This is a genomic window from Psychrobacter sp. NG25, from assembly GCF_015234355.1.
Lineage (GTDB): Bacteria > Pseudomonadota > Gammaproteobacteria > Pseudomonadales > Moraxellaceae > Psychrobacter.
This window is the reverse complement of record NZ_JADGMV010000008.1, coordinates 67,680-88,017: the sequence shown is the minus strand read 5'-3', so window position 1 is coordinate 88,017 and position 20,338 is coordinate 67,680. Positions and strand designations below refer to the sequence as shown.

Below are 20,338 nucleotides of genomic sequence, written 5' to 3'. Positions count from 1 at the left end.
ACACCCTTAGTGTCTTACGCAGTCGCCACTACTTCACCGTTCGAACGATAGACGCGTTGTTTCTGGCCGTCTTCGCTGAACTGATAAGTAATACGATCAGCTTTTTGGGTTTGCGCATTTAATATTGCGACATTTGAAATATGTAGGAAAGCTTCTTGCTTAAGAATGCCGCCTTCAACGCCAGCTGCCTGATTTGGCTTCTGATGTTTAGTGACAATGTTAATGCCTTCTACTTTAATACGATCATTTTTTACAGCTTGTACAGTACCTTGCTTGCCTTTATCTTTACCAGCAATCACGATAACTGTATCGCCTTTACGTAATTTTGACATGGATTACCTCACAATACTTCTGGTGCTAGTGATACAATTTTCATAAACTGATCACCACGTAGTTCACGAGTTACCGGTCCAAAAATACGAGTTGCAATCGGTGCTTTGTTTTGGTTCAACAATACCGCAGCATTGTCGTCAAAACGTAACACAGAACCATCAGGACGACGAACGCCTTTTTTGGTACGTACAACTACAGCATTCATCACGTCGCCTTTTTTAACACGACCACGCGGAATGGCTTCTTTAACCGTTACTTTAATAATGTCGCCAACTGATGCATAACGACGATGAGAACCACCCAGTACTTTAATGCACTGAACTCGTCTTGCACCGCTATTGTCTGCAACTTCCAGCATTGACTCAACCTGAATCATAGCGTTACTCCACACGTATGAGCAATAAAAACCAGTTGCTGCCGCTAGCACAGTATGAGTAGACGGCATTGTAATATAAATAACCGCGACTTACTCTTAATGTGAGTGATATACGCTCGGCGCAATCAGCATCCTTAAAAAGGCGGATATTTTAACAGCTTCTGGCTTTTAATGCAATTTACTTAGATTTTTTCTACTTTTTCAACCACATCAACCAAAGTCCAAGACTTGGTTTTTGAGATTGGACGCGTTTCTTTGATACGGACAAGGTCGCCTTGTTGGCAAACGTTGTTCTCATCGTGTGCTTTGATTTTCGTAGAACGACGAAGCTGTTTGCCATATAGAGGATGACGAACCAGACGCTCAATCAAAACTGTGATGGACTTGTCCATCTTGTCGCTGACAACTCGTCCTGTCAATACGCTAGCATTGGTAGCTGTTTGATTGTTATCGCTCATGAGTCGCCTCGTTGTTTCTCGTTAATCAAAGTCTGAAGCTGTGCAATCGTACGACGATTGCCACGTACTTCATGGGTATTACCCAACTGACCAGTTGCTTTAGCCATACGAATACGGAAAGCATCAAGTTGCTTTTCATCAAGTAACTGGGTCAGTTCTTCTAATGATTTATCACGTAATTCACTGATCTTCATTACATTATCGTCCGCTTAACAATGGTAGTTTTAAAGGGCAATTTTGCTGCAGCAAGCGTGAAAGCTTCACGTGCAAGCTCTTCTGGTACCCCTTCAATTTCATATAGCACTTTACCAGGTTTGATTTCGCATACCCAATATTCGACTGGACCTTTACCTTTACCCATACGTACTTCTAATGGCTTGTTGGTAATTGGTTTGTCAGGGAATACACGAATCCAAATCTTACCGCCACGCTTGATTTTACGAGTGATGGTACGACGTGCTGCTTCAATTTGACGGGCAGTCATACGACCACGAGTCAAAGATTTTAGACCAATTTGTCCGAATGCAACGGTGCTTCCACGATGAGCTAGCCCAGTGTTACGACCTTTGTGCATTTTACGAAACTTGGTACGTTTTGGCTGTAACATAGTTTAACCTCTGTCTGAGTTTCGACGATTTCCGTTTCCACGACCACGGCGTTTTGGCGCACGAGCCTGCTCTTCTTTAACGGGATTATATACACTGTTCATACCGTCAAGGATTTCGCCACGGAAAATCCAAACTTTAACACCGATAGTGCCGTAAGTTGTCTCTGCACGTACTGACGAATAGTCAATATCAGCGCGGAGTGTATGCAGTGGCACACGACCTTCACGGTACCATTCAGTACGAGCAATCTCAGCACCGCCAAGACGGCCAGACAACTCAACTTTAATACCTTTAGCACCAGAACGCATGCTGTTCTGTACAGCGCGTTTCATCGCACGACGGAACATAACACGACGCTCAAGCTGGCTACTGATACCGTCTGCTACCAAACGTGCATCAAGATCAGGTGACGTGATTTCTTCAATGTTGACCTGAGCAGGTACGCCCATAATTTTGGTCAATTCTTTTTGAAGTCTTTCAATATCTTCGCCTTTTTTACCGATAACAATACCAGGACGCGCAGTGGCGATGGTAATCTTAGCAGCGCCAGTGGGACGCTCGATCATGATGTTGCTGATCATAGCGTTGTCTAGCTTTTTGCGTAGGTATTCACGAACTCTAATGTCGTTGATTAGGTATTCTGAGTATTGTTTAGGGCTAGCATACCAGTTTGCGTTATGCTTTTTTACAACACCAAGACGAATTCCGATTGGATGTACTTTTTGACCCATAACTTATTCCCCTACCTTAATAGTGATGTGACAGGTACGCTTACTGATACGATCAGCGCGGCCTTTGGCACGTGGTAGGATACGTTTTAGCGTAATGCCTTCATCAACGTAGATAGTTGATACTTTAAGAGTATCGATATCTAAACCGTTGTTGTTTTCGGCATTGGCGATGGCTGAGTTAAGACATTTCTTAACAAACACAGCGCCTTTTTTATTACTATACGTTAGGATATCCAAAGCACGCTCGATAGATTTGCCACGAACTTCATCAGCAACGAGTCTAACTTTTTGTGCCGATATGGCGGCACCGCGTAATTTTGCAGTTACTTCCATGATAAGCACCTTATTTCTTAGCTTTTCTGTCAATGCCATGACCACGATACGTACGAGTCGGGGCAAATTCACCTAGTTTATGACCAACCATCTGTTCGCTCACGATAACCGGTACATGAGTACGGCCGTTGTGAACAGATAAAGTTAGGCCAACCATTTGTGGCAAAATCATCGAGCGGCGCGACCAAGTCTTAATTGGCTTGCGTGAGTTGGTGTCTAATGCATTCTCAACTTTAGCAAACAAATGCGCGTCTATGAATGGACCTTTTTTCAATGAACGAGGCATGAAATTCTTCCTTTATTTCTTCTTGGCGCGACGGCGGATGATCATGTTGTCAGTACGCTTATTGCTACGCGTTTTAAGTCCTTTAGACTTCTGACCCCAAGGGCTAGTTGGATGGCGACCTTTGTTACGACCTTCACCACCACCATGTGGGTGATCAACCGGGTTCATAGCGACACCACGAACTGAAGGACGAACACCACGCCAACGTGAAGCACCGGCTTTACCAAGTGATTTCAAGTTGTTTTCAGTGTTAGAAACTTCACCGATAACAGCACGGCAATTCACGTGTACGCGGCGAGTTTCGCCAGAACGCATACGTAGAATAGCATAAATACCGTCACGACCTAATAACTGAACACTAGCGCCCGCTGCGCGAGCCATCTGTGCACCTTTACCGATTTTAAGTTCGATATTGTGAATCACAGTACCCAATGGGATGTTTTTCAGTGGTAAACAGTTACCTGGACGGATTGGTGAAGTTTCACCTGACATTACTGTATCACCAACTGCCTGTTTTTTAGCAGCGATGATGTAACGGCGTTCGCCATCAGCGTACTTAAGTAGTGCAATATGCGCAGTACGGTTAGGATCGTATTCAATACGCTCTACCGTGGCTGGGATATTGTCTTTAGTACGTTTGAAATCGATAATACGATAATGCTGCTTATGACCACCGCCAATGTGACGAGTAGTAATGCGGCCATTATTGTTACGACCACCGGTCTTGCTTTTTGATTCTAGAAGCGCTGCAAACGGACGACCTTTATAAAGGTGTGGATGCACTACTTTTTCAACAAAACGACGGCCTGGTGATGTTGGCTTTGCTCTTACGATAGGCATGAGTGTAATCCTTATTCGTTATTCGCTGTTTCACTAGTAGAAGCAGTAGTGTTAGCTACGTCTTCACCAGCATCAGCCATTTGTACATCTTGACCAGCTTTTAAGGTAACATAGGCTTTTTTGTAGTCATTACGACGGCCAATGCTTTTACCAAAACGCTTTGTCTTACCTTTAACATTCAAAGTGTTTACTTTTAAAACTTCAACACCTTCAAACATCATCTCAACTGCTTTTTTAACTTCAAGCTTAGTAGCCTTAGAGTCAATTTTAAATACCTGCACACCAAGTGAGTCGCCAAGCATTTGAGATTTCTCTGAGAATACAGGTCCTCTTAGGATCTGATAAAGTCTTGCGTTATTCATGCTAGTGCTTCCTCAAATTGTTTCGCAGCTTCAACTGACATGATTACTTTATCAAAAGCAATCAAGCTCACTGGGTCAACTTCACTTGTATCAAGTACGTTGACATGTGGAATGTTGCGAGCGGCTAAGTATAAGTTTTCGTCAACTTCTTTAGTGACGATCAATGCACGAGGTGCACCAAGCTCATTTAACTTTGCGATCAGCTCTTTGGTCTTAGGACCAGAAACGCTCAACTCTTCTACCAAAATCAAACGCTCTTGGCGAATCAATTCGGCTAGGATGCACTGCATCGCACCGCGATACATCTTACGGTTTACTTTCTGTGACCAATCTTGTGGTTTGGCCGCAAATGCACGTCCGCCCCCACGCCAGATTGGGCTACGAATAGAACCCGCACGAGCACGACCAGTACCTTTTTGGCGCCATGGCTTAATACCACCGCCAGAAACTTCGGCACGGGTTTTTTGTGCGCGTGTACCTTGGCGAGCACCAGCTAAATAAGCGGTGACGACTTGATGCACTAGTGCTTCGTTGAATTCACGACCAAATGCCGTATCAGAAAGCTCAACCGCCGCACCTGTAACTGTTTTTAAATCCACGTTAATCCCCTTGCTTAGGCTTTGACTGACGGACGTACGATAACATCGCCACCGGTGGCACCTGGGATAGCACCCTTGATGACAAGTAACCCTTTTTCGGCATCAACCGAAATCACTTCTAGGCCCTGAACGGTAACACGTTTGTTACCCATCTGACCCGCCATCTTTTTGCCTTTGAATACTTTACCTGGTGACTGGTTCTGACCAGTTGAACCATGTGCACGATGAGATACTGAGTTACCATGAGTCGCATCTTGCATACTAAAGTTGTGACGCTTTACAGGACCCTGGAAACCTTTACCTTTACTGTTTCCTGTAACATCAACCATCTGACCTTGTTCGAACAAGTCAGCTAGAATCTCGCCACCAATCTCACGACCTTCAAGATCGCTTTCGTTAGCACGAAATTCCCAAACACCACGACCAGCGGCAACGCCAGCTTTAGCGAAGTGACCTTTCTGTGCAGCTGTTACGCGGCTGTCACGACGGGTACCTGTGGTAATTTGGATGGCTTGATAACCATCTACATCAGTATTTTTTACTTGAGTAATGCGGTTTGCATCGACCTCAACCACTGTTACAGGGATAGATACACCTGCTTCAGTGAAGACACGGGTCATGCCGCATTTTTTACCGACTAAACCGATCGCCATTTTAGACCTCTTTATATCTTATATTAATGGGTTGGGTGTGTAATGTGCATTAACCCAAAGCAATTTGAACGTCAACACCCGCCGCTAAATCTAATTTCATTAGCGCATCCACAGTTTTATCAGTAGGCTGAACGATATCAACCATACGCTTGTGAGTACGGATTTCGTACTGGTCACGTGCGTCTTTGTTAACGTGTGGTGAGGTTAGAACGTTGAAGCGCTCAATGCGAGTCGGCAACGGTACAGGACCACAAACTTGCGCACCGGTGCGCTTTGCAGTATCAACAATCTCTTGTGCAGATTGATCGATCAGACGATGATCAAAAGACTTAAGACGGATACGGATTCTCTGGTTAGCCATGCCAGCAAGCTCCTAATATGTGCTTTTGTCATTCTTGCTTTGCAAAGATATGATCAAAAGCCGTTTGGTTAAATATTCACTTAAAGCGGCATTCTGTTCTTAACCAGAATATGTTCTTTATCAGAACCAATAGCGTGCTAAAAGCGAAATAGTTTAAAGCCCCACCAACCCTTCCATTATCGGATGTTAGTAGAGGCATAATGAAATAGTGCTAGAAACGATGCTCTAGCTGTCATAGCGCCAGCTGTTTGATTGGCTGCGCATATATAATTCAGTGGTGTATATTATACATAGTATTTCGTTCATTGCAAGAGCTATATCTATAGCGAATCCAGATATTACGCTTTATAAACAAAGCTATCTATTTCTAATAATTACCTTTATCTCTGTCAGTAGTAGCAAGGGTATCAATCCAAAACGATGTCGTATTGCTCTTGAGTGTAAAGATTTTCTACATCAAAAGTGATCACTCTACCTAGCAAATACTCTAAATCTGCGACTGTGTCCGACTCTGAAGTTAGTAACAAGTCAATAACAGCGGCATGCGCCACTACGGTGAACTTTTTGGGAGAGTTATAAGTACGAGCACAACGCATAATCTCACGGAATATCTCAAAACAGACCGTCTCGGCAGTTTTTACAAACCCACGACCCTGACAGGTCGAACATGGCTCACAGAGCTGCTGCCCCAATGACTCTCGTGTACGTTTACGAGTCATCTCTACCAAGCCAAGCTCACTGACTTGCGTAATCTTAGTTTTAGCATAATCTTGCGTGAGCTGTGATTGTAAGCTCTCGAGTACATCATCTTTATGCTGCTGTTCAAGCATATCGATAAAGTCCAAGATGATAATGCCGCCTAGATTCCGTAAACGTAATTGACGGGCAATAGCATGAGTAGCCTCTAGATTAGTTTTATAAACCGTGTCTTCTAAAGAGCGACCACCAACGAAAGACCCTGTATTGACATCTATCGTCGTCATCGCTTCGGTCTGGTCGATAATAAGATAACCACCCGACTTTAGGTCGACACGGCGCTTCAAAGCATCTTTTAAGTCATCTTCAACACGGTGTACATCAAAGAGTGATTGCTCAGCGGTATAGTGTACGATTCGGTCATACACGAAAGGAACAAACTCTTTGGCAAAGTATCTGACTTGCTCATAGATTTGCTCATTATCGATGATAACTTTTTCGGTGTCGGCATGTACCAAGTCACGGATTGAGCGTAATGGTAATGCTAACTCTTGATAAATCAGCTCTGAACTTTGATGATGATTGATTTCTTGGCGACGGGCACAGATAGTACGCCAAAGCTGTAATAGGTAGTAAATGTCTTCTTCGAGCTTATCAACAGGGACACGTTCAGCAGCAGTACGAGCAATCAATCCGCCTTTTAGGTTGACCGTCTGCATCAAGCTAGTCAGTTCAGTCTTTAGGCGAGTACGCTCTTCTTCGCCATCGATGCGCTGAGATATACCGATATGTTCACTCGATGGCAGATAAACCAAGTAGCGTGACGGTAATGATACATTGGTGGTTAGACGAGCGCCTTTACTGCCTAACTGGTCTTTCGTCACTTGTACTAAGATGCGTTGGCTTTCGTGTAGACGATGCTGAATGAGTGTTTTAGAAGTCGGTATGACTTCCATGCTATGAGTATTGACTACAGGTGGTGTAACGTCCAAATCATCAGTAGCACTTTCTATCGCGCCATTGGTTTGATTTTTGGCAGTATCAGTCGCTTTCTTTGCTGCACGAGGCTCACGCTGCATATCATTGACATGTAAGAATGCGGTGCGCGACTGACCGATATCAACAAATGCTGCCTGCATTCCAGGTAAGACACGTACGACTGTACCCAGGTAAATATTACCCACCAAACCCAGTTTATGATGACGTTCAATATAAATCTCGCCCAAAATGCCATTGTCTAATACTGCGACACGGGACTCCATTGGACTAATATTAATCAGCAGCTCTTCGGACATAATGTTTTCTCTTATCTCTCAGCTTTCTTGTTAGACGTTCATCGCCTATTATCTTTATAGTGTAACAAATGCGACTTGCTCTCGCCCATTACTCTCACGTGTCATTATGTGCAGAGAGTTGACGACTGATTTCTCGCTAATAAATCCTCTCTACAAATTTTGTCTTATCTATTTAATCGAGATTCGCATCGGTAAGCGTTTTAATTAATGCCAGTGTTTGCGAAAGTGGTAAACCAACAACATTGGTATAGCTGCCATTGATACGGCTGACCCATGCCGCACCCAAGCCTTGAATACCATAACCACCTGCTTTATCAGCAGGCTCACCACTATCCCAATAGTTACTCATCATCTTTGGTGTCAGTGGGATAAAGTTTACTTCTGTACGTTCAGTGATTTGCTGCTGCTTGATAATTTGGAAAGCTGGCTTTTGCATTGATATATTATGCGTTGATGTATCGTGCTCTGATGTTGTGGGCAACAGCTGTACGTGAGTTGCTTGAACCGCTGTCCATACTTCATGGACACTATCAGACATTTGCTGCCACATACTATAAGCGTGCTCGCGATCGACTGGTTTGACCAGTACCGTTTTACCATCTGGCAGTACGCCAATGGTGTCAGAAGTTAAAATGATAAGCTGCTCAGCAAGATTATCTTTATTTGCATGACTCGCCTCATTTAGCTTTTGTATCGCAGCCTCGGCTTTGGTGACGACCATACGCTCGATATAGTTTTTCGGCGATTCGTTATCGTATTGCGTTTCATCAATATCCACGCTCAAGATACTAAAATCCAGTTGCGCTCTTTCTAATAGCTCACGACGACGCGGCGAACCAGATGCTAAAACGATATCCATCGCAACTCTCTTTATATAAGTTCATGTGTATTGAATACTAAAAATTTTTATTAATAGGCGTGTCAGAATCGGCCTGAACAATCGCTATCGCTCTATGAGTTGTGAACGAGCATTATTATTCATAAGCACTGTTGTTCATAAACGTAGTGATTAACGCGCAAACTTACGTAGAGCGAATAGAACCAGCGGCCAGCTCAGGATGCTCATTAATAATGATAGGGTGGATTGAGCGACAAAAACATTTTGGATGAACATCTGTAGCACCCACAAGTTCAATTGAAAAATAATCAATCCAAAACTGGCTACTAGCCATGCGCTAGCGGTGTTCATTTGTCTGATATATACACTGGTAATCTTGATAAAGAGGGCGACGACCACTGCGGCAAAGGCCTGCTCTCCCAAGTGGGTATCCATCAGTAGATCAGCAATAATACCGATGGTAAATGCCGTAAAGATGCCAACATAGCGCGGTTGAAACAACAACCAAAAAATCAGTACCATAATCATGACCATAGGACGCAGCGTGGCCATACTAGGGCTCAAAGGATAGACATTAAGTGACGAAGCCACGATAAAGCTGAGAATAATCGTAATAATGAGTACTACCGTTGCATTCTCAGAATCAGGATACGACATGAGTACTTACCTTAGCGGGTGTGTTAGCGGCGGCTATTAAAGATAGCTAGGCATTAATGGGATGAATACTGTGATTGAGTAGGTACAGAAAATAGGCTGTTCGATAATTATCAATGAGTGGTTAACTGAATCGCACTTACTTAGCGCTCATCGAGAACAATATCATTGCTGTTGGCTCGCTTGTCTTGCAGAATGAGAACATACGCATTGTCAATAAAGTTGGCTGCTGGCGTGACTTCTATGCTTCTAAAGTTGTCCGCTTGTCCATCTTTGACATGAGCGACACGGCCGACACGGTAGCCCGCTGGAATACGACCACCTAGCCCTGACGAAACCAACTCATCCCCCACACGCACGTCTGAGGTTTTGAATACGTAATCGAGGCTCAATGACGTTGGTATCCCTTTTCCTGTAACGATAGCGCGTTGACCTGTGCGCTTGACAGTAACGGCAACTGATTGCTGTTCGTCAGTAATCAATAGCAAACGACTGGTATTAGGATAAACGTTAATAATTTGCCCTAAGATGCCTTTTTCATCAATGACTGTTTGTCCTACTTGCACACCATCTTGTGCGCCTTTATTGAGCATCACAATTTGTCTGAGCAAATTGGTATCTGTGCCGATAACTTGTGCGAGAGTAAGATCAAACTGCTCAGGCTCGGTGGTCGACAGAATACCTTGCAGCCGCGCGTTTTGTGCCAGAATATAGTCTTGCTGCTGGAGCTTGGCTTGCGCGTGTATCAATTGAGATTTCAGCTGTATGTTTTCGCGGCGTAGAGCTTCTTTAGATTGTAAGCTTCCACTCGCCCAATGCTTAGCATAGCTCGGTAATAACGACAACTCATAGATAGGCTGCATAGCAGCATGGCTAGTATTACGTATTGGCTTAAACCATTCTGAGTTTTTGCTATCGAACCACATCAACACCAAGGCTACTATCAATACGATGGCAGTCTTGCGAAGTGCTAATGGCTGGCGCGCAAAAATACTTGGAATCATAAGTTATCTAACTCAGGGGTTATAAAATAAGCGGTAGCCAGTACGGAATTCTAGCATTGAATAATGTAATTAAAGGTAGCGCAGCGGGCTACCTTTAATTTTATATCTTTATAACCTGTTGCTTCATTTTAGTTTAAATAATTTAAACAAAAATCATGTTTAAGCTTTTGTTGTTGATAAAGTCAAGAGCAATACCACCACCACGGCTGACACAAGTCAGTGGATCTTCGGCAACCGTCACAGGCAGACCTGTCTCTCTTGAAATCAACTTGTCTAAATCACGTAATAAAGCGCCGCCACCTGTCAATACAATACCGCGCTCTGCGATATCCGATGACAGCTCAGGTGGAGTTTGCTCAAGTGCTGCTTTCACTGCGCTAACGATACCACTTAATGGATCACTCAGTGCTTTTTGTACTTCTTCTGAATTGACTGTGAACGTTTTTGGCACGCCTTCTGCCATGCTACGACCACGCACTTCTACTTCTAACTGGCCTTCTTCGTTCAGTGCAGAGCCAACTTCTTTTTTGATGCGTTCAGCGGTCGTCTCACCGATGACACAACCGTGAGTACGGCGTACATGAGTAATGATCGCTTCATCAAACATATCACCACCGATACGGATAGACTCAGCATAGACGCAACCAGATAGCGCAATAACGGCAATCTCAGTCGTGCCACCACCAATATCAACAACCATAGAACCACTGGCTTCGTGAACTGGCATACCAGCACCAATTGCTGCCGCCATCGGCTCCTCTAGCAATAATACTTTGCTAGCGCCTGCTGATGATACTGCCTCACGAATCGCTTTACGCTCAACTAGGGTAGACTTACAAGGCACGCAAACGACCACGTTAGGCTGCGCCATAAAACGCTTAGCTTTTACCTTCATGATAAAATGCTTCAGCATCTTTTGGGTCACTTCAAAGTCAGCAATCACACCGTCTTTTAGTGGGCGAATCGCCGTGATATTGGAAGGTGTACGACCAAGCATCTGCTTGGCATCGATACCAACAGCAGCAACAGTAGGGTTTTGCGTACGATTACTTCGTAGCGCCACTACCGTAGGCTCGTCAAGTACGACACCTTTATTAGGAATAAAAATGAGGGTGTTCGCAGTACCGAGGTCGATAGCGATATTATTTGATAAAAATCCAAACAGGTTCATGACTAATATATCCAGCGTCTTACGAATGAGGCGAATGAGATTGACTGAGGTGTTACTCGTCAGTGTTGAGCAGGTCGTCATTAGACATTACCTGAAGCGAAATCTGAACATCGCAACAAGCCAAACCTAAGCAATAATGATGAAATGAAAAAATCGAGCTAAATTATACCTATTTAGCTCAAAAAAAACACAGGTATTTGCATCAATAAGTAAGGATTTTAGTCTTAAACGCTAAAAGTTGTTTCAAAGTTTGAAATAGCAGACTCTATCGCTCAATCTAATGAAACACCATTTAATTCAATAACTAACAAGGGTTCTACAGGCAGATGAGGTTTTGCTTAATAGCACAAGTGCATACTGTAACGTATTTCAGAACATAATGGTGAAGCAATTGAAAATCAACCATGAATTATTCAGTCAATTTTGCAAATCGTTTGATCTTAGTTGATATTGTGCATCAATCAAGCGTCATGCTCTGTAAACTTAGGTCAGATGCTTTATAATAACGTAACTCTATATCAGATTTTATCTTATTACCTGCCCAATACCCAAATTAGTACCTAAATCTAACAAAAACTGTCCTTCACTGGAGAAACTATGTCACAGCAGCCAACAACGTCTGACAGCAACGTCAGTCGTGAAGAAATCCTAGAAGTTGCCAGCCTTGCGCGTTTAGGTGTCGATGAGACTACGGCCGATAACTATGCCGACGACATCAGTAAAGTACTAAAGCTTATGCATACGCTTGCTAACGTGGATACCACTGATATCAAACCATTATCGAACATCCATGAAGCTTGCCAAGAGTTACGCGCTGATGTTGCCAAACACGATATCAACCGTGAACGCAATCAATCGGTCGCGCCAGCCGTTGAAGATGGTTTATATCTGGTACCACAAGTGATTGAATAAGCGGTCGGTTACCTCTCTTCCTTTATTTCATTCGATTTTATGTTATTAACATTTTGACGGACGACACCTTATGTCTGAACTTCATTTATTAAGTACTCAGCAGCTGATTACGGGCTTACAAGACAAACAATTTAGCAGTCTTGAGCTGACTGAACATTATATCAAGCGTATCGATGCGCTAGACAGCAAGATTAACAGCTTTATCACTCATACCTCTGAGACTGCACGCGCGCAAGCAAAAGCGGCAGATGAGATGCGTGCGCAGGGCGATCAACGTCCCCTACTCGGCGTACCGATGGCGCACAAAGACATCTTTTGTACCCAAGGCGTGCTAACGACTTGTGGCTCAAAGATGCTGCATAACTTTGTATCACCTTATGACGCGACTATCGTCTCTAACATCGACAAAGCTGGCATGATTAGCTTGGGTAAGCTCAACATGGATGAGTTTGCGATGGGCTCAGACAATAGTAGCTCATATTACGGCACAGTACAGAACCCTTGGAACCTAGAGCGCGTCCCTGGTGGCTCGTCAGGTGGTAGTGCTGCCGCCGTTGCCGCTGGTTTCGTCCCAGTTGCTACCGGTAGTGATACGGGTGGCTCTATTCGTCAGCCTGCCTCTTTCTGCGGCTTAACGGGTATCAAGCCTACTTATGGCCGCGTGTCACGCTTTGGTATGATTGCCTACGCTTCAAGTTTGGATCAAGCTGGCAGCATGGGACGTAGCGCTAAAGATTGCGCTTATTTGCTACAGCCAATGATTGGTCACGATCCACGCGATGCGACTTCTATCAAATATGACATGCCTGACTACGTACAAGACATTAATGAAGCTGAAGCTGCCGCTGGTGACAAACCATTTGCCGGCTTGCGTATTGGCGTGGCTAAAGAATACTTTAGTACAGGGCTTGATAGCGAAGTTGAACAAGCAGCACGTGTGGCTCTGAAGAAGTACGAAGAGCTGGGCGCAACGATTGTAGAAGTGAACATCACTGATCCTGAGATCACGCTTGCTACTTACTATATGCTAGCGCCTGCCGAAGCATCATCGAACCTATCACGCTTCGATGGTGTACGTTTCGGCTATCGCTGTGAGAACCCAACTGATCTGATTGATCTATACACACGCTCACGCTCTGAAGGCTTTGGCTCTGAAGTACAGCGCCGTATCCTGACCGGCACTTATGCGCTCTCGGCAGGCTACTTTGATGCTTACTATACTAAAGCACAGAAAATCCGCCGCTTAATCGTCAAAGACTTCGATGAAGCATTTGCGAGCTGTGATGTGATTGCCAGTCCAACCGCACCAACTGCTGCCTATAAATTAAGCGACAATCTTGACCCTGCGACCATGTACTTAGGTGATATTTATACCATCGCAGTCAACTTAGCGGGTCTGCCTGCGCTTAGCCAACCGGTTGGTTTGACTACAGAAGGTCTACCAATTGGCTTGCAATTAATCGGTAAGCACTGGCAAGAGAGTCAATTGCTCACGACCGCGCATCTGTTCCAGCAGCATACGGATCATCATCTACAACACTCTGCCATCGCAAAGGAGACGGTATAATGAGTACAGCTACTACTGATAACAATGCCGTCCGCGAGCATGCCGTGCGTAAAGAGCTATTCGTCGATGGCTATGAAATCGTCATCGGCATCGAGATTCACTGCCAGCTCAATACGGAGAGCAAGATATTCTCAAGTGCGCCGACTGACTTTGGTCACGAACCAAACAGCCAAGCGAGTATCGTAGACTTGGGTCTACCTGGCGTATTGCCAGTACTGAATGCTGGCGTGGTCGATCGCGCGCTAAAATTCGGTATCGGCGTCAATGCTGAACTGGGTCTGTTTAATACGTTTGATCGCAAAAACTACTTTTACCCTGACCTGCCTAAAGGCTATCAAATCACCCAGATGGCCAATCCTATCGTGGGTGAAGGCTACATCGATGTCGTAGTCAATGAAGGTGAAAAGAACGAATATCCGAAACGTATGGGTATCACCCGCGCGCATTTAGAAGAAGATGCTGGTAAATCTGTGCATGATGCCGTCGATGGTATGACGGGTGTCGATCTCAACCGTGCAGGTACGCCGCTGATCGAAATCGTCTCTGAGCCTGACATGCGCTCTGCTCATGAAGCACTTGCCTACATCAAAGCGATTCATCAGTTGGTCACTTGGCTGGGTATCTCTGACGCTATCATGGCAGAAGGCTCGTTCCGCTGCGATTGTAACGTCTCTGTGCGCAGACCAGGTGATGATCTCGGTACGCGTACCGAGCTAAAGAACTTGAACTCGTTCCGCTTTATCGAACGTGCCATCAATCGTGAAATCGAGCGTCAAATCGACATCATCGAGGAAGGTGGTAAAGTCGTTCAAGCAACTATGCTGTATGATCCAGAGCGCGATGAAACTCGTGTGATGCGTACCAAAGAAGATGCCAACGACTATCGCTATTTCCCTGATCCTGACCTGCTGCCTGTCCGTATCGAGCAGCATACGGTTGATGCGATTAAAGCAGCCATGCCTGAGCTACCTGTAGCACGTCGTGCGCGCTTCGAAGAAGCACTTGGTCTATCAGAATATGATGCTCGTATCCTCACTGGTAGTCGTCAAATTGCCGATTACTTCGAAGATGTGGTCGCAGAAGTGGGTCAGTCAGATGCCAAAATGGCTGGCAACTGGGTCATGGGCGATTTGCTGGGTGCGCTGAATAAAGACGACAAAGAAATCACTGACTCCCCTATCAGCGCCAAGCAATTGGCTGGTATGCTAAAACGTATCAAAGATGACACGCTATCTGGCAAACTGGCCAAGAAAGTCTTTAGTGCTCTATACGAGCGTGAAGGCGGCGATGCTGATGACGCAGCCGATAAGATCATCGAAGAAAAAGGCCTCAAGCAAGAAACCGACACTGGCGCTATCAAAGCCATCGTTGAAGAAGTCATTGCGAAAAACCAAGCGATGGTAGATGAGTATCGCGGCGGCAAAGAAAAAGCCTTTAACGGTCTGGTCGGTCAAGTCATGAAAGCCAGTCGCGGTAGTGCCAATCCGCAACAAGTGAACCAAATCCTAAAAGAGCTTTTGGGTTAAGGTAAACGACTAAATGGCTATGCTGATGGCTATACGCAAAATTGCGCGATAGAGTTTGAGCAAAATAAATAGCTCTTGCAATATGTGCAATTTTGCGTAAAATAGTCAGTCATTCGGGGCGTAGCGCAGTCTGGTAGCGCACTACACTGGGGGTGTAGTGGTCGCAGGTTCAAATCCTGCCGTTCCGACCAAGAAATACTAAATAACTCAACGGCTTAAGTCGTTGAGTTATTTTTTTGGCACAAATTTGGCACAGATCAGCAACTCATACCCCAATTCATTACTAGCTGCTGAAGAAAGCTGTTATTACACGCTGTCTCTAAGAAGTTCAGCGCAATAAACCCCATCATAATTAGAAATGCTGTCACTATTACTATCATCAATGGCCAATTGGTCAAATTCTGATTATCACAATCTCCGCAATACCAGTAGTAATGCTTCAACCTTGCCCCGCAGTTTGGGCACTGCTTATGATTAATTAACATCTCACCTACTCCCTGTATTTAATTTAGCAGTCTCACTACATGCTTTCGACACGTCTATCCAACGTGCATATCTAGTCCCAAGCATTCTCACGCTATGGCCAGTTTGTTTGGCTACAAAGTATATATTCAATCCATCAGTTGAACAGTTAGTTATAAAGGTATGTCACGTCGTGTAAGTAGCGCGATGTCGTATACCAGTCTTTTTCATCGCTTCAGTCAATGCGCGTCTTGGCGTCTTATCTGTTTGCCAGGCACTATTTATAAAACGTGGCGACATAAATAGTCGATCACTCCCAGCTGATTTAATACGTTTTAATCGTTTCAGCGCGTCTTCACTTCTCGCATTAAAAAACACATCACGATATTCAGCGGTCTTGGTACGATTAACCATCTCCCCTTCACTCATGACTTTACTACCTTTAGTCAGTCCCGCGTCCCAATCTATATCATCCCAAGTCAGTGCAATTAATTCACCTGTGCGTATCCCTGTCCAGAACGCTAATTCAAAATATAACCAGTATACTGCTTCGTCTTTCCCGTGTTTGTCATGCAACCAAGTAAGCAGACACGCTATCTAAGTCTACGTAACGATAGTTTTCATCTACGATCTCAAACTCTGCAAAATACTTATCCATAGGGTTAAAACCATTTGCATTGGTAGCAGATGTAAAACCCATCAAAACAACCGTGTATAACCATTTTCTCATAATATATAACCTTTAATAATTACTTTTCACTCTAGAAAATAATTAAATAAAAAAACGTAAAGCAGGCATGAAAACTCAAAATTAATTTACATTATGGTATCACTCTACCATTCTCTCTACTTAAAGCAGTAGTTAGCATTCTATTGCCTTACTTGCTATCACCGCCTGATATCAGCATCCATATCCATCACATTAATATCCTGTTTTAAAGCCAAAAAACTGAGCACTACCCTAGCAGATACTCGTGTCCTATAGACTTTTATAGAGCGAGCCGTTAGGGTAAATGCTACACCTTTACACTGGTTCACCTTATGTCAGAGCCTATCGCTCAGCCCACATCTAACCGCCTAATAGATAATGCCCCTTGGGAGCGTTACCGCCGACCTTATGTGCGTGATTTGGCTTATGCATTGGCTTGTCCTAATGTCTTAACACAGTGGATAGATTTCGCACCGCATGAGAATACACATGCTATTTCAGTTCATAGCGCTCACTTTTGGCAGGCGCAGTTTGATGCGTATGAGCAACGGTTAACAGAGTTGGATACCACTAATGACTATCAAGCGCTGACTCGTTATTTAATCAAGCGCCCAAGTCCTAATCGATTAGGATTTCATTTTGAAGGGTTATTATCATTTTGGTTAGAAGACGGGTTTGCACGCAAGCTGCATCCGTACGAGACGCTCGCTAATAACGTACAGTTATTTAACGGTAAGCAAACGACTGGTGAAATAGATTTAATTTTGTATAACCATCAAGACAAGCTGGTTGAGCATTGGGAGCTGGCGATTAAGTTTTTTATGGGATCATCGCCTTTTGAACCTGTGAGCTGGGTTGGCATTAATGCCAATGACAATTTACAGCGCAAGATGACACACATGCAGACCAAGCAGTTTCGGGCGGTGTGGGTAGATACGGACAATCATGGGCAAGTTAAAATTGATAACCGTTATGGCATCATAAAAGGTCGATTCTTTTTGCCCATAGGCATCAATAACTTTAACTACCCTGCTTGGCTAACACCCAACTTTCCGATGCATGAATGGTGCGATAAGAATAATATGGCTAATCTCGTTAGCATCGACATGACACAATTACGAGCCGCGCATTATATAGAATGGTTTACCAAGCGCGGCTTTTATGATGCGTGTCAAACGCAAACGGTTTGGTCAGATAGTGAACCGCCTGCGACAGGGTTATATTTTGTGGAAGATAGACCAATCGTGATTTGTCCCAATCAACCAAACCAAATAGATGAAGCGTCTTAGCTAACCTAGATACTTAAAACAAAGAAGCTTAATAATTTTCAATCACCTGCATTAGCTCATATCTAAGCATATCTGCACTGGGCATACGCTCCGCATGAAAGCGCACCATCGCAATACCTGCACTGGCAAGGGCTTTGTCTTTCTTATCATCCGCCTTTTGCCGCGCTTTACTACTATGCGTCCAGTCATCCAGCTCGATAGCCACCAGCGTGGTCTGTGCATCGACATTTACGATCACGTAGTCAACGCTCTGGCGACAGATACGATTGAACCAAAAGCTACGCTCAGAGGTTTCGCTGCTATTGGCTTCAATGATTCGTGATAGCTGAACTTGGACAAATATATGATATTCAGGCAGCGCTTTTTTTAACTTATTAAAAAATATCACCTCAGTATCCGTCATAATCGGCATCGGCGCAAACGGCCAAATAGCCAACTCATCACCGCGTACTGGCTTTGGATGAGGCTCAACGACGGTGCGTTTTTCTAACAGTTTTGGTACGGTAATTAGCCCTAAAAACCCAACGGCTAAGATTAAAAATATAACACCAAATGACATGGTTTTACCTTATACATGATTAAAGCGGTCAGATAGTTATGGTGACTCTGTGAAGAGTCGACACATAACTGACCACGGCAAGGCAGCCCTTGTAGACTGACAGGTTATAAAAAGAGAGATAGAGAAAAACGGTGCTTATCGTAACCAAGCTGACCTAAATCAGCAAACAATAAAACAAAAAACACGACAATAGATGTCGTGTTTTAATGATAACGGTATGGTCAATTCTATACTTCTATATACTAGAATACAGACTTAGCTATCAAGCTATCAAGCTATCAAGCTATCAAGCTATCAAGCTATCACCAGTATAAGACCCAAGCACCCGTTGTATTCACTTTAGGATCACTATTAATCTTATCTTTTAGCGCCAAGGCTGCGATTTTACCACGCTCGGGACCGACGACGACTCGGACACCGCGACTGGTACGACTGGTTTTAACCTGATAGCCTGCTGCTTGGAACTTTTTTACTAAATCATCAGCTCTATTCTGATCATTCGCCAAGGCCACTTGTACCCCAAAGCTACCTTTGGCATCTGTCTCTTTGACTTCTTTACGAGCTTCGCTGAGTTTCTGCTGTGCTTCACGCTTGGCTTCTGCTGTTTTCTTAGCCAAGTCAGCTTCTTTTTGACGAGCCTGCTCAGCGGCGGCGGCTTCACGTTCTAAGCGCTGCACTTGAGCACGTGACGGAATCGTTATACTTTGACCCAATTGTAACGAGGCCAGCGGCGAGATATTATTGGCTTGAGCCAATACTTCTACAGGCATATTGTATTGCCTTGCTAGCTTAATGAGACCATCACCTCTTTTGACTTCATAATCAGAAGGTGACTTTGGTGGCTCTTTCTTAGCCGCTTCGGTAGCTTCTCGCTTTTGTGCTGCCAGTGCTTGTGCTTCAGCCTGCTTTTTGGCCTCTGCTTGCCTCTTTACTTTCGCTTGCTCGTTTGCTTCAGCTGCTTTTTTACTATCCGCTAATTTTTGAGCAGCGGCTTCTGCTTTAATGGCAGCTTGACGCTGGGCTTCTAGTTGCGCTTGAGCAGCCTTTTGCTTTTCAGCATCACTAGTTTTCTTGGCATCAGCAGCCAACTCACTATCCGTACGAGGCTGAACGGTCAGATCTTGAGCGACATTTTTTGCCGCTTCTGGAGTCTCAGTATCTTCAACAACGGGTGCACTGTTGGCTACATATTGCTGACTTTCAGCACGTGCTTTCGCCAATGCTTCGGCTTCAGCAGCTTCTTGTTCTGTTAAAAATTGCTGCGCACGCTTCTCTTGTTCTGCGACACGAGCAGCACGCTCTTTTTGTTTCTGTGCCAAGATGCGTTTTTCTGTCTCGATATCAGTTGTCAACGGTTGTGCAGCTGCTTGCTCAGTATTTGGCGTATCTACCATCGCTGAGGTTGGTGCAGGCTGCTCATTGCTATCGCCTATCTGTTGCACCATAGCGTATAGCATCACGCTACCGCCTATAATCATCCCAATGCCCAATAAGGCTTGTCTCGAAAAGTTCATCCGTTTACGTCTCTTAGTTGGTAATAAGGTTGATTGAGCGGCGCAGCTGTCGTCTCAAAGTTATATCGTAAAGCTATGATGACTAGCGATTGCCGCGGGTTACATGTATCAGTTTTCAAATGCACTATCGATCTTTTAGTATCAGTGCTCTTAGTTTCAATGCTCTTAGTTTCAATGCTCTGAAGTATTTTGATTATAAAGC

26 protein-coding genes and 1 tRNA gene are annotated in these 20,338 nt (G+C 44.3%); 5 read left to right on the top strand and 22 right to left on the bottom strand.

Features of this window, described 5'->3' with window-relative positions; genetic code table 11:
• Nucleotides 1–14 precede the first annotated feature (14 nt).
• The 18 genes from rplX to IPZ60_RS12110 form a co-directional block, all read right to left on the bottom strand.
• Complete coding sequence (gene rplX, locus IPZ60_RS12195) at nt 15–332, bottom strand: 50S ribosomal protein L24 (RefSeq protein ID WP_110923947.1); 318 nt, start codon at nt 330–332, stop codon at nt 15–17.
• A gap of 8 nt (nt 333–340) precedes the next feature.
• A complete protein-coding gene (gene rplN, locus IPZ60_RS12190) occupies nt 341–709 on the bottom strand; it encodes a 50S ribosomal protein L14 (protein WP_010196702.1) in 369 nt (122 codons plus the stop codon).
• Between the two features lie 182 nt (nt 710–891).
• Nucleotides 892–1,167, bottom strand: coding sequence for a 30S ribosomal protein S17 (gene rpsQ / locus IPZ60_RS12185; RefSeq protein ID WP_021813375.1), 276 nt, complete (start codon nt 1,165–1,167; stop codon nt 892–894).
• Nucleotides 1,164–1,361, bottom strand: coding sequence for a 50S ribosomal protein L29 (gene rpmC / locus IPZ60_RS12180; RefSeq protein ID WP_110923946.1), 198 nt, complete (start codon nt 1,359–1,361; stop codon nt 1,164–1,166). Before rpmC ends, rpsQ begins: the two co-directional genes overlap by 4 nt.
• Entirely contained in the window at nt 1,361–1,774 is a 414-nt protein-coding gene (gene rplP / locus IPZ60_RS12175; protein WP_010196693.1) for a 50S ribosomal protein L16, read from the bottom strand. The genes rpmC and rplP overlap by 1 nt, the downstream gene beginning before the upstream one ends.
• Nucleotides 1,775–1,777: 3 nt before the next feature.
• Nucleotides 1,778–2,506 carry a 30S ribosomal protein S3 gene (gene rpsC, locus IPZ60_RS12170; protein ID WP_110923944.1) on the bottom strand — a complete coding sequence of 243 codons (729 nt, stop codon included), beginning with the start codon at nt 2,504–2,506 and terminating at the stop codon, nt 1,778–1,780.
• A 3-nt stretch (nt 2,507–2,509) separates the two neighbouring features.
• Nucleotides 2,510–2,839, bottom strand: a complete 330-nt coding sequence (rplV, locus tag IPZ60_RS12165) for a 50S ribosomal protein L22 (RefSeq protein WP_010196689.1) — start codon at nt 2,837–2,839, stop codon at nt 2,510–2,512.
• Nucleotides 2,840–2,849: 10 nt separating this feature from the next.
• Entirely contained in the window at nt 2,850–3,125 is a 276-nt protein-coding gene (gene rpsS / locus IPZ60_RS12160) for a 30S ribosomal protein S19 (protein WP_021813372.1), read from the bottom strand.
• A 12-nt stretch (nt 3,126–3,137) separates the two neighbouring features.
• Nucleotides 3,138–3,965 (bottom strand): 50S ribosomal protein L2, encoded by an 828-nt coding sequence (gene rplB, locus IPZ60_RS12155; protein WP_194198036.1) that lies wholly within the window; start codon nt 3,963–3,965, stop codon nt 3,138–3,140.
• Between the two features lie 11 nt (nt 3,966–3,976).
• A complete protein-coding gene (gene rplW / locus IPZ60_RS12150; RefSeq protein ID WP_194198035.1) occupies nt 3,977–4,327 on the bottom strand; it encodes a 50S ribosomal protein L23 in 351 nt (116 codons plus the stop codon).
• Nucleotides 4,324–4,926, bottom strand: coding sequence for a 50S ribosomal protein L4 (gene rplD, locus IPZ60_RS12145; protein WP_110923942.1), 603 nt, complete (start codon nt 4,924–4,926; stop codon nt 4,324–4,326). Before rplD ends, rplW begins: the two co-directional genes overlap by 4 nt.
• Before the next feature lie 14 nt (nt 4,927–4,940).
• Entirely contained in the window at nt 4,941–5,579 is a 639-nt protein-coding gene (rplC, locus tag IPZ60_RS12140) for a 50S ribosomal protein L3 (RefSeq protein ID WP_194198034.1), read from the bottom strand.
• Between the two features lie 49 nt (nt 5,580–5,628).
• Nucleotides 5,629–5,940, bottom strand: a complete 312-nt coding sequence (gene rpsJ, locus IPZ60_RS12135) for a 30S ribosomal protein S10 (RefSeq protein ID WP_010196670.1) — start codon at nt 5,938–5,940, stop codon at nt 5,629–5,631.
• A gap of 407 nt (nt 5,941–6,347) precedes the next feature.
• Entirely contained in the window at nt 6,348–7,931 is a 1,584-nt protein-coding gene (locus IPZ60_RS12130; RefSeq protein ID WP_194198033.1) for an Rne/Rng family ribonuclease, read from the bottom strand.
• 172 nt (nt 7,932–8,103) lie between these two features.
• Nucleotides 8,104–8,790 (bottom strand): nucleoside triphosphate pyrophosphatase, encoded by a 687-nt coding sequence (locus IPZ60_RS12125; RefSeq protein WP_194198032.1) that lies wholly within the window; start codon nt 8,788–8,790, stop codon nt 8,104–8,106.
• Between the two features lie 150 nt (nt 8,791–8,940).
• The gene (mreD, locus tag IPZ60_RS12120) at nt 8,941–9,426 is read right to left on the bottom strand and encodes a rod shape-determining protein MreD (protein ID WP_194198031.1); all 486 of its coding nucleotides are present in this window, start codon (nt 9,424–9,426) and stop codon (nt 8,941–8,943) included.
• 140 nt (nt 9,427–9,566) lie between these two features.
• Nucleotides 9,567–10,427 (bottom strand): rod shape-determining protein MreC, encoded by an 861-nt coding sequence (gene mreC, locus IPZ60_RS12115; RefSeq protein ID WP_194198030.1) that lies wholly within the window; start codon nt 10,425–10,427, stop codon nt 9,567–9,569.
• Between the two features lie 142 nt (nt 10,428–10,569).
• Nucleotides 10,570–11,598, bottom strand: a complete 1,029-nt coding sequence (locus IPZ60_RS12110) for a rod shape-determining protein (protein ID WP_194198092.1) — start codon at nt 11,596–11,598, stop codon at nt 10,570–10,572.
• 597 nt (nt 11,599–12,195) lie between these two features.
• On the opposite strand from IPZ60_RS12110, the gene gatC reads away from it, so the two are divergent.
• The 4 genes from gatC to IPZ60_RS12090 all read left to right on the top strand — a co-directional run bounded on the left by gatC (nt 12,196) and on the right by IPZ60_RS12090 (nt 15,794).
• Nucleotides 12,196–12,510 (top strand): Asp-tRNA(Asn)/Glu-tRNA(Gln) amidotransferase subunit GatC, encoded by a 315-nt coding sequence (gatC, locus tag IPZ60_RS12105; protein WP_194198029.1) that lies wholly within the window; start codon nt 12,196–12,198, stop codon nt 12,508–12,510.
• 70 nt (nt 12,511–12,580) lie between these two features.
• Nucleotides 12,581–14,077, top strand: a complete 1,497-nt coding sequence (gene gatA / locus IPZ60_RS12100) for an Asp-tRNA(Asn)/Glu-tRNA(Gln) amidotransferase subunit GatA (protein ID WP_194198028.1) — start codon at nt 12,581–12,583, stop codon at nt 14,075–14,077.
• Nucleotides 14,077–15,603 carry an Asp-tRNA(Asn)/Glu-tRNA(Gln) amidotransferase subunit GatB gene (gene gatB / locus IPZ60_RS12095; protein WP_194198027.1) on the top strand — a complete coding sequence of 509 codons (1,527 nt, stop codon included), beginning with the start codon at nt 14,077–14,079 and terminating at the stop codon, nt 15,601–15,603. The genes gatA and gatB overlap by 1 nt, the downstream gene beginning before the upstream one ends.
• A 114-nt stretch (nt 15,604–15,717) precedes the next feature.
• Nucleotides 15,718–15,794 (top strand) — tRNA-Pro (locus IPZ60_RS12090).
• 457 nt (nt 15,795–16,251) lie between these two features.
• Here IPZ60_RS12090 and IPZ60_RS12085 read toward each other — a convergent pair.
• Nucleotides 16,252–16,641, bottom strand: a complete 390-nt coding sequence (locus IPZ60_RS12085; RefSeq protein WP_194198026.1) for a tyrosine-type recombinase/integrase — start codon at nt 16,639–16,641, stop codon at nt 16,252–16,254.
• On the bottom strand, nt 16,634–16,795 hold the full coding sequence (locus tag IPZ60_RS12080; protein ID WP_194198025.1) for a hypothetical protein: 162 nt from the start codon (nt 16,793–16,795) through the stop codon (nt 16,634–16,636). The genes IPZ60_RS12085 and IPZ60_RS12080 overlap by 8 nt, the downstream gene beginning before the upstream one ends.
• A 311-nt stretch (nt 16,796–17,106) precedes the next feature.
• Between IPZ60_RS12080 and IPZ60_RS12075 the strand changes: the two genes are divergently transcribed.
• The gene (locus IPZ60_RS12075) at nt 17,107–18,063 is read left to right on the top strand and encodes a DUF1853 family protein (RefSeq protein ID WP_194198024.1); all 957 of its coding nucleotides are present in this window, start codon (nt 17,107–17,109) and stop codon (nt 18,061–18,063) included.
• A 28-nt stretch (nt 18,064–18,091) separates the two neighbouring features.
• Here the strand turns inward: IPZ60_RS12075 and IPZ60_RS12070 are convergent, their stop codons facing one another.
• Nucleotides 18,092–18,622: a DUF2726 domain-containing protein gene (locus IPZ60_RS12070; protein WP_194198023.1), complete on the bottom strand. Its 531-nt coding sequence runs from the start codon at nt 18,620–18,622 to the stop codon at nt 18,092–18,094.
• 302 nt (nt 18,623–18,924) lie between these two features.
• Nucleotides 18,925–20,136, bottom strand: coding sequence for a LysM domain-containing protein (locus tag IPZ60_RS12065; RefSeq protein ID WP_194198022.1), 1,212 nt, complete (start codon nt 20,134–20,136; stop codon nt 18,925–18,927).
• Nucleotides 20,137–20,338: the final 202 nt, after the last annotated feature.